This is a genomic window from Algoriphagus faecimaris (assembly GCF_900101705.1).
Classification (GTDB): domain Bacteria; phylum Bacteroidota; class Bacteroidia; order Cytophagales; family Cyclobacteriaceae; genus Algoriphagus; species Algoriphagus faecimaris.
This window is the reverse complement of record NZ_FNAC01000033.1, coordinates 47015-56003: the sequence shown is the minus strand read 5'-3', so window position 1 is coordinate 56003 and position 8989 is coordinate 47015. Positions and strand designations below refer to the sequence as shown.

The window sequence follows — 8989 nt, the reverse complement described above, 5'->3', positions numbered from 1 at the left end:
ATTTCTACGAAAACGGTGGATGCTGGGATATAATCATCCCCCTGTGTGTCGCGCTCCCGTCATGGATATTTCATGTGTTTATAATTTGATTTTTAATGGCCACCCCGAATAGTCGGGGCAGGCTATGGAATCTTCGCAAGCATTCCCCGATCCATCGGGGTATACCACTGTGTGTCGCTTTGGGTCATGCTCGATTTCATCGTTTTTTATTTTGGAAATTGATTGTTTTGAAGCTCCTCAAAAGCTCCGTAGATTTCACCTGTCCCCACCAGATTTCCTAGGATTCCCACGTGATAGCGTTGATTCTGAATGTATTCGAGTTGAAAATCTTTTCGATCCTGCTTGGTTTTACTGACAAAAAGTACCCGCTCGCCTTGGTGGTCTTTGATTTCGGATTGGAAATCATCTCCAGATTCATTACGAACAGTTTCAAGCATTTTATAAACTGTATTGACATGCTGAAATTGATTATTTCCTGCCCCATCGATCACTTCCAGTCGCAATCCCGGGTGTTCGCGGCCTTCTTCATGACTGTAAAAAGCAATAAAGCCATTTAAGCCTGATTTAGGTTCTTTACTCTGCAATGGAAATCCTTGTAATGTCGCAGGAACCAATGCCATATATTCGTCCTCCGTCAGAGGTTGCTTCTCCATCAGTACCTGAAGCCAGGTTTTTCCAATTGAAGACTCAGCATGACTTTGGGTCAACCCATCCCCCTGCTCCTCAGCAGTATTTGAGGTGGTCTTTTCTTCACATGAGGAAAAAATCATAACGGTAAAACAAGCATAAATAATCAGTTGATGTGCTTTCATCGCTGTCTATAGTTTTTTTGTAAATGAGACAGGCAAGGTAATCGGCCCAAAAAAAATGCGATAAAAATCCTGTAACAAATGATCCTACTCTTGTAACAAAAGATAAAAAACAGGCCAGTTTCAGCTGATAATCTGCGAATTTAATTTATACAAGCAGTCTCCAAATAAAAAATCACTTCCGTACCTGAGGGCCCCAACTGATCATTTTCATGATCAATTATTTCGAATTGATATTTAACTCGTTCATTTTGATTAAAAAGTTCCAAACGTTCTTGGGACAAACTCATCCCAATGGATTCCTTTTTCATCGTACGCCTGGAATTGATTTCTTGCGAAGCTTTTCTACCAATTCCATTATCCCGGATCGAGAGCAGATAGCCTTTCTCTTGGCATGTCACCTTAACTTTAATCCACTTTTCCCCAATTTTATTCATCAGACCATGCCAAATCGAATTTTCAAAAAACGGCTGTAGCAGCAAGGGCGGAATATCAATTTCACTGAGGCGGATATCCTCGGCAATTTCCATGGATAGGTCTACCCCATCATCAAAGCGGATCGATTCCAGTGTCAAATACAGTTTGGCGATCTCCAACTCCTCTCCGAGGGAAATTTTTGCTTTCCGTGAGCTTTCCAAAACCAAGCGAATCAATTTGGAAAAGCGATTCAAATATAAAATCGCCCAATCCTTTTCTTTATCGATGAGAAAAACCTTGATCGAATTTAGCGCATTGAATATAAAATGTGGGTTCATCTGACTGCGAAGGGAACGTAAATGGAGTTCGGTGATTTCACGCTCATAAAGGGCTTTGATTTTTCCCATGCGCTCAGATTCAGCATCCGATTCCAGCTTGATAATTTTTTCTTCCTTTTGGACGATTTCATCCTGAAGTTGACGGTTTAATTGAGCCCGCAAGTCATCATTTTCTTTAAACCTATGAACTAATTCATCTTGAATTTTTATTTTTTCGTCAAAAATCGATCGCTGCTTTAAAGCCAAAGCGTAGGTGAAGAAAAAATTCTCGATCAAAATCCCCAAATAGAAAATATAGAAGTAGCGATCGGTAGCATTTGCTTCCTTCCCGACTGTCAAAAAACCAACTAAAAAAGAAGCTAATCCGATAGTTAGAAAGCCATAGAGAATTTGGGCTTTTACTTTTTCATCAGTTTTGATTATCAGGAAAATTCCAATAAGCATGAATACAAAAGTGATTGGAATAAATCCAAAGAAGTAAAAACTCCTCATCAGATCATATCCATCCCAAATGAAAACACCTAGAAAAAACACCATATACACCAAGGAGATGAAGATTGTATAATGGAGGTAGAATTTAATGAATTTGGGATAGTGTGATTTTAAATGCAAAATCTCAATCAAAAAATAAGAGAAAACTATAAAGCTAGCAAACTGTAGCGGGGTAAGGGTCAGTTTGAAAAACTCGGGAAAAGCAAAATAAATATCCTTCAAAAAACTATCGTGAGGCCTTCCAATCAAAGCCACTGCATTGACTAAAGAATAAATACTGTAGTACAAAAAGTACTTTTCTTTGTTTTTGAGAAAAAGGATCAGATGAAAAGCTGCGAGGTAAAAAAGAATCGAAACCGCCATTAATGCCAGTCCATTCCGATTACTATTTTCAAAAAAGACCTGCAAATTTCCCATCAAGCCATTTATTTAAGGAATACTCTAGAGCCAAAAAATAATTTCAGTACCCGTATTCCCTGTATCTGAATGATCCACGATCTCAAAACGATAATTGACAGCTTCATTTTTATTGAAGAGCTCCAGCCTATCCTTGGATAGACTCATTCCGATAGATTCCTTTTTCATCGTACGCTTGGAATTGATTTCTTGCGAAGCTTTTCTGCCTATTCCGTTATCTCTAATCGAAAGTAGGTAACCATTATTTTGTTTTTTCAATACCACTTTGATCCATTTCTCTCCAGCTTTATTCATCAGTCCGTGCCAAATCGAGTTTTCAAAAAAGGGCTGTAATAGTAAAGGGGGGACTTCAATTTGATTAAGTCGGACATCTTCTGCTATCTCCATTTTCAGATCGATGCCTTCTTCAAAACGGATCGATTCTAAGGTTAAATAGAGTTGGGCTATTTCCAACTCCTCCCCGAGCGAAATCTTTGTTTTCCGGGAGCTTTCCAGCACCAATCGAATCAATTTGGAAAAGCGATTCAAATACAAAATCGCCCGATCTTTGTCATTTTCTATCAGAAAAACCTTGATCGAATTCAGGGCATTGAAAATAAAATGCGGATTCATCTGACTTCTGAGCGATCGCAAATGCAATTCTGTGATTTCTCGTTCATAGTGGGCCTTTACCCGTGCCATTCGTTCACTTTCGGCATCTGCTGCCAAAGTCACAATTTGTTGTTCTTTCTGATCCAACTCACTTTGAAGGCGCAGATTTAGCTTCTCTCTTAACTCCTCGTTTTCCTTCAACTTGACAACCAATTCCTCCTGAAAGCGAAGCTTTTCTTTATATACCTCTCGCTGTTTAATAGCCAATGCATATGTAAAAAGAAGATTTTCGACTAGCACCCCGATGTAGTACACATAAAAATTCTGATCAATCACCTCAGCCGGTTGTCCTACGGTCAAGATAGCAGAAAGAATAGCTCCTACTCCTAAGAATAAGGAACCTGTCAGAATGTAGGCTTTGACCTTTTCATCGATTCGAACAATCAGGATCGAACCGTAAATCATCACTAAAAAGTAAATGGGCAAAAAAATGAAATAAAAGAAGTGGTGCGAAAAATCAATCTCTGGACGGAATAATTCAATCCCCCCCAATATCACATAGATACCTATTCCAGCTACTGTGAAGTAATTAAAAAAACGAACAAATCCTGGAAGGTGGTTTTTTAAATGAAGGACTTCGATCACGAAATAAGAGAACAAAATATAGCTGGCAAATTTTAAAGGGGAATCCAACTCAATAAAAAAATTAGGAAATGCCAAGAAAATATCCTGCAAAAACACATTGTACGGAATAGGTACCAATATCAGGACATTGGTAAAAGCATAAATGCTATAGAAAAGATAAAATTTGTCTTTGTTTTTGAGGTATAAGACAAAGTGATAAATTGATAAATAGAATAGAATGGAAATGATACTAAAGCCCAATCCATTGTAATTGCTATCTTGTAAAAAACTTATGATTCCCTCCATCAGCCTGACTTTTGAGTGGATTTTAAGGTTTCAATAAATTCTTTTTTGCGAAGCCTGGAAAGAGGCAAACTCACCCCTGAATCCAAGATTACATTGGAGTGAGATTTATCCAGAACTGCGATACGCCGGACATTGACCAAATAGCTGTGATGGATTCTGAAAAACTGCCGATCGGGAAGAATGCCTTCAAGATGCTTGAGATTCTTGGAGACCAAAATCCTATTACCCGATTGGGGAATTACCCAAGAATAACTTCCTTCACTCTGACAAAATAAGATTTCATCAGGGTCTACTACGTGAATTTCCTGATCAGTATTCAAAATAACTTTACCTCTTTTCGCCGGGGTAGATTGATTGGATTTTTGAGATTCTAATTTGGTCAATACCCTATCCAAATCTTCTCCGTCGACAGGTTTGAGCAAATAATCAAAAGCACGCTCACGTATGGCCTGAATAGCGTATTCGGAATAGGCCGTCACAAAAACGATTTCAAAAGATTTGTCAGGTAATTGATCTAAAAATCGAAAACCATCCATTCCGGGCATTTCGATATCTAAAAAAAGACAATCCAGTTGATTTTCCGACAGCTTATTCAAGGCATCTTCTACACGAGTATATTGGTCAACGATCTCTACTCGGTCTTCAAATTGCTCCAACTCATAAACTAACGATCGGATAGATTTTGACTCATCATCCAAAATGGCAACTCTGATCATAAAACATAGATTTATCTAAACAATTTGCTGAAAAGGAAAAACTAAAATACACCTATTTATTCATTTTGGAGAGGTTTTAAACAGGCATCACTGATTTTTTTTGCTAAAAAGCAATAATTATTTGGTTCAATCTCAAATTAACCAATTACAAAGAATTTGATACATACCCTATATCAAGTCCAATCAAATGATAATTTCATTTTCATGAACTAGAAAACCATGAAAAAAATAGCTTTTATCTGCTTTCTATTGGGTGCTGTAAGCCTCTCTTTTATTCAAGTTTTTTCGCAGGAAAATCCAAAATTTCATCAAGTGTGGATGCCGGATGGGATGACCAACAACAGGGTTTTAGACCTTGAGCAAGATCAGGATGGGTTTCTCTGGATCATCACAGAAAAAGGACTCAACCGATATGACGGCTATGAGATCAAAACCTATCCCAAAGTTTTCAATTTTCTGCTTGACAGGGATCTTTTGCTCAAAAGCAGTTTGATGATAGACTCTAAAAATAAGATATGGACAATCTCAGGATCTCTCCATCCCAATTTTTTTGATAGGGAAAAAAATCAATTTATCACAATACCCAATGTCAATTCAGTAACTGCCATGACGGAAGCTCAATCTGGAAACATTCTTTTTGGGACATTAAGTGGTCAACTCTTTAGTTACCAACAAGATGACAAAATTAAGGAATTGATTCTTGCCAAACCTGATCAGGAAATCATCGGCCTATTCAAAAATCCAACAAGAGACCAAGAAGTTTTCATACTGTTCAAAAATCAAATTGGAAAAATCAATACTCAAACCAAGGAATTTAAATCTTTGTATTCCCAGTCATCTACAGATTCATTGGTATTTAGTTCAGCATCAATCGATGCAGAAGGTAAGCTTTGGATCGGCACATTCGAAAATGGGCTTTATTCTTTTGATTCGACAGAAACCTTAAAACCAGTTGATTCCTTGACCCCAAAAGTTAAAATTAACTCCCCGATTTTGGACCTCAAATTGAAAAATGAAAATGAGCTTTGGATAGCTACCTATGGTTTGGGAGTATTTATTTATGATTTGACACACAAAAGTTTTAAACACCTGGACCATCAAAAGACCAATCCTTATTCTATCAAAGTAAATGACATTGCGGCTTTGTACCATGACTACGCTGGTACTACTTGGATCGGAACACTTGGAGCAGGATTGAATTTTTTTGATCCTTACCTAGACAAGTTTCAGGTGATTTCCAATGATGATGCACCAAGTTACATTCACTTAGAAAATATTCGAGCTGTATATGTAGATCCCAAAAAAAGACTTTGGATAGGAAGCGCCGGAAACGGATTAATTTTTTACGATTTGCAATCTAAAAAATGGAATTCTTACTCTTCATCTTCTGACTATCCAGTAAAATTAAAAGAGGATAGAATCATAAGCCTTGGAGGAATCGATGAAGAAATCTGGATAGGCTATCAAAATGAAGGACTAAGCATTTTGAACTTCAAGGAGAATACAATCCGCCATTTCAATGAAAATTCTCAACCTGCGCTATCTGCAAGCCAGATTTTACGTATTATTAAAGACGAACAAAATCGGTTTTGGATATGCACTTGGAATGAAGGACTGCTTCAGTTTGACCCCATCAGAGGAATCTTAAAATCCTACCAGTATAGAGAAGATTCCCCAAATCCGTTTCCGGATAATCACATTGTCGATTTAGTTCAAGTAAAGGAAAATGAATTTATTGTGGCCACAAAGACCAAAGGACTGATTGAACTCAATGTCACAACAAATGAATTTCAAGCACTGCAAGATTCGGTTTCCGCACCAAAAATTACTTCCCTCTACAAAGATGATTTAAAAAAACTTTGGGTAGGAACCAATAATCAAGGAATAAAGCTATTTGATTTAGCAACAAAAACTTGGACAAACAAGCCTGAATTAAGGGAGTTTGAAGAAGTGCAAATTCATGGAATTACAGCAGATCAAGAAGGGAAGATCTGGATCAGCTCCGATCGGGGAATTTCTTCCATTCAGCAAAAACCAAATGATCTCTTTGCCATATTTAACTATACCCATTCGGAGAATTTAGCCTCTCCTTTTAATCCCGGAGCATTTACCTCAACTCCAATGGTGGGAATATTTTTTGGGGGATTTGATCGAATACTCCATTTTAAAGGAGAGGAAATCATACAAAATCAAAGCATCCCAAAAGTAGCTTTCACTAAAATCTCGAATGGTCCTAAAGAATATTCACCAGAACCCAATAAACGATTTAGGCCAACTGAAAACGATTTGACCTTTCATTTTTCTAGTTTAATTTTCTCCGATCCCAAAAAAAACCAATATCAATACCGCCTTCGCGGCTATGAAGAAAAATGGAAAATCCAACAGGGGAATAATTCGGTTACCTATACAAACCTAAATCCGGGAGATTATGAATTTCAGGTCAAAGGAAGTAACTATGACGGTGTCTGGAATGATGTTCCCGTCAATTTCTCATTTCAAATCATTCCCCATTGGTACCAAAGTTTTTTAGCCAAACTCTCCTATTTGCTGATTTTGACAGGACTTTTTATCCTCATCTATCAGTACCTCAAGTGGCGTTGGGCCATGAACTACAAATTGGAAATCAAAAATCATGAGGCCCTCCGGTTCAAAGAAATCGACCAATTAAAATCGGCATTCTTCAGCAATATTTCCCATGAATTGCGAACCCCGCTGAGCTTGATCATGGGTCCCACCGAACGACTGATTCAAGAGTGTGAAAATCCAATTCAAAAGTCTCAATTAAACCTGATTCAAGAAAATGCCAAAAAACTACTGGTAGTAATAGACAAAATCCTCTCCATCCGAAAAATCACAGCAGAAAAAACTACACTAAAGATCAGAAAAGGTAATCTCGGTCTTTTGATCCAATCGGTTCTTGTCAACTTTTATGAACTCAGTACCAAAAAAAATCTCACGATTAAATCCACTATTCCGCTGATTACTGAAGTCTGGTTTGATTCGGATCAAATAGAGAGAATTCTGGAAAATCTTATTCACTTTGTGATTCAGGAAGCAGAAACCAATAGTACCATCGGTTTTGAAGCAATTTATAATAATAAAGTGGTAAGATTCCAGGTCAGTTATTCTCCCAAAAAGCTCAAACTTTATTTGTCCAAATTAAATAAAAAAGATAATCTAACTTCCCGAAATAAATTTGAGGATCCTGACTTGAAAATAAAACTGATCGAAAAACTGATTATTTCACACCATGGTTCATTTACATTCGGTCAAAAGGAAAGCAGAATCAAAAGCATCGAAATGGAGTTCTCCTTGGATAAATATTCTTTTCATCCTTCAGAAGTGGTGGATGAGGATGAATGGGAAATGGCTGAAATAAAAAGAAGTGAGACCGATACCAAGCTTAGTGATCAAGCACCAAGAATCCTGATCGTAGAAGACAATAAAAGTTTGAGGGACTTCTTGGTGAAGGAGCTCAGTCATTCTTATCACATCGTCGAAGCTGCAGATGGCAAAGAGGGGATTTATGAGGCTTACAAACATATCCCTGACTTGATTTTATCAGACATCATGATGCCAGAGATAGATGGACTCACTCTCTGCAAAGAGCTCAAAACAAACGAGAAAACTTCCCATATTCCCATCATTCTTCTGACTGCAAAAATTGAGGAAGAAACACAACTCATCGGCTTGGAAGTTGGTGCGGACGATTACATTCAAAAGCCATTTTCCTCCCGACAATTAGCGATGCGAATTGAGAAACTAATCGAACTCAGAAATCGACTCAGAATCCGCTATTCTCAAGGGAATTTCATTTCTCCGAATGAAATAGCTGTCAGCTCCACTGATGAAAAATTCCTACAAAAAATTCAAGAAATCGTTGATTCAGACCTCCTGGAATCAAATTTTTCGGTGGATGACTTCAGTCAGAAACTGGGGATGAGCCGCATGCAACTGCATCGCAAACTCACTGCATTGACAGGATTGTCTACCTCTGCTTTCATTCGGGATCAGCGCTTACGCAAAGCTCTACAAAAACTAGAGAAAACAGATGATACCATAGCTGAAATCGCATATTCGGTGGGATTCAGTTCACCATCCTATTTTATCAAATGCTTCAAAGAAACCTATCAAATGACTCCCGTAGAATATCAGCAAAGCTTAATAAGATAAAAAAAGTGTTTATTTCAGGAGTGCATTGGATTACATGTAGCACAAGAGAAAAGAGAGTTTCAAAATCGAAATGTAGCCCGAATGGTTAGAATCAACCTTCGAACCC

General features: G+C 37.7%; 5 protein-coding genes. 1 reads left to right on the top strand and 4 read right to left on the bottom strand.

All coding sequences use genetic code 11. The features are described 5' to 3' along the window. Positions 1–206: 206 nt before the first annotated feature. The 4 genes from BLQ57_RS15490 to BLQ57_RS15475 all read right to left on the bottom strand — a co-directional run bounded on the left by BLQ57_RS15490 (position 207) and on the right by BLQ57_RS15475 (position 4710). Positions 207–812, bottom strand: a complete 606-nt coding sequence (locus BLQ57_RS15490; RefSeq protein ID WP_087940423.1) for a hypothetical protein — start codon at positions 810–812, stop codon at positions 207–209. 140 nt (positions 813–952) lie between these two features. Beyond that, on the bottom strand, positions 953–2473 hold the full coding sequence (locus BLQ57_RS15485; protein ID WP_087940424.1) for a sensor histidine kinase: 1521 nt from the start codon (positions 2471–2473) through the stop codon (positions 953–955). A 24-nt stretch (positions 2474–2497) separates the two neighbouring features. After that, the gene (locus BLQ57_RS15480; RefSeq protein WP_087940425.1) at positions 2498–3994 is read right to left on the bottom strand and encodes a sensor histidine kinase; all 1497 of its coding nucleotides are present in this window, start codon (positions 3992–3994) and stop codon (positions 2498–2500) included. After that, positions 3994–4710 (bottom strand): LytR/AlgR family response regulator transcription factor, encoded by a 717-nt coding sequence (locus BLQ57_RS15475; RefSeq protein ID WP_087940426.1) that lies wholly within the window; start codon positions 4708–4710, stop codon positions 3994–3996. The genes BLQ57_RS15480 and BLQ57_RS15475 overlap by 1 nt, the downstream gene beginning before the upstream one ends. Before the next feature lie 219 nt (positions 4711–4929). Between BLQ57_RS15475 and BLQ57_RS15470 the strand changes: the two genes are divergently transcribed. Next, positions 4930–8883, top strand: a complete 3954-nt coding sequence (locus BLQ57_RS15470; RefSeq protein WP_087940427.1) for a two-component regulator propeller domain-containing protein — start codon at positions 4930–4932, stop codon at positions 8881–8883. Positions 8884–8989 lie beyond the last annotated feature (106 nt).

Coding starts and splice junctions, on each gene's coding strand:
- BLQ57_RS15470 (WP_087940427.1), top strand. CDS start 4,930: ATGAAAAAAATAGCTTTTATCTGCTTTCTATTGGGTGCTGTAAGCCTC.
- BLQ57_RS15485 (WP_087940424.1), bottom strand. CDS start 2,473: ATGGGAAATTTGCAGGTCTTTTTTGAAAATAGTAATCGGAATGGACTG.
- BLQ57_RS15480 (WP_087940425.1), bottom strand. CDS start 3,994: ATGGAGGGAATCATAAGTTTTTTACAAGATAGCAATTACAATGGATTG.
- BLQ57_RS15490 (WP_087940423.1), bottom strand. CDS start 812: ATGAAAGCACATCAACTGATTATTTATGCTTGTTTTACCGTTATGATT.
- BLQ57_RS15475 (WP_087940426.1), bottom strand. CDS start 4,710: ATGATCAGAGTTGCCATTTTGGATGATGAGTCAAAATCTATCCGATCG.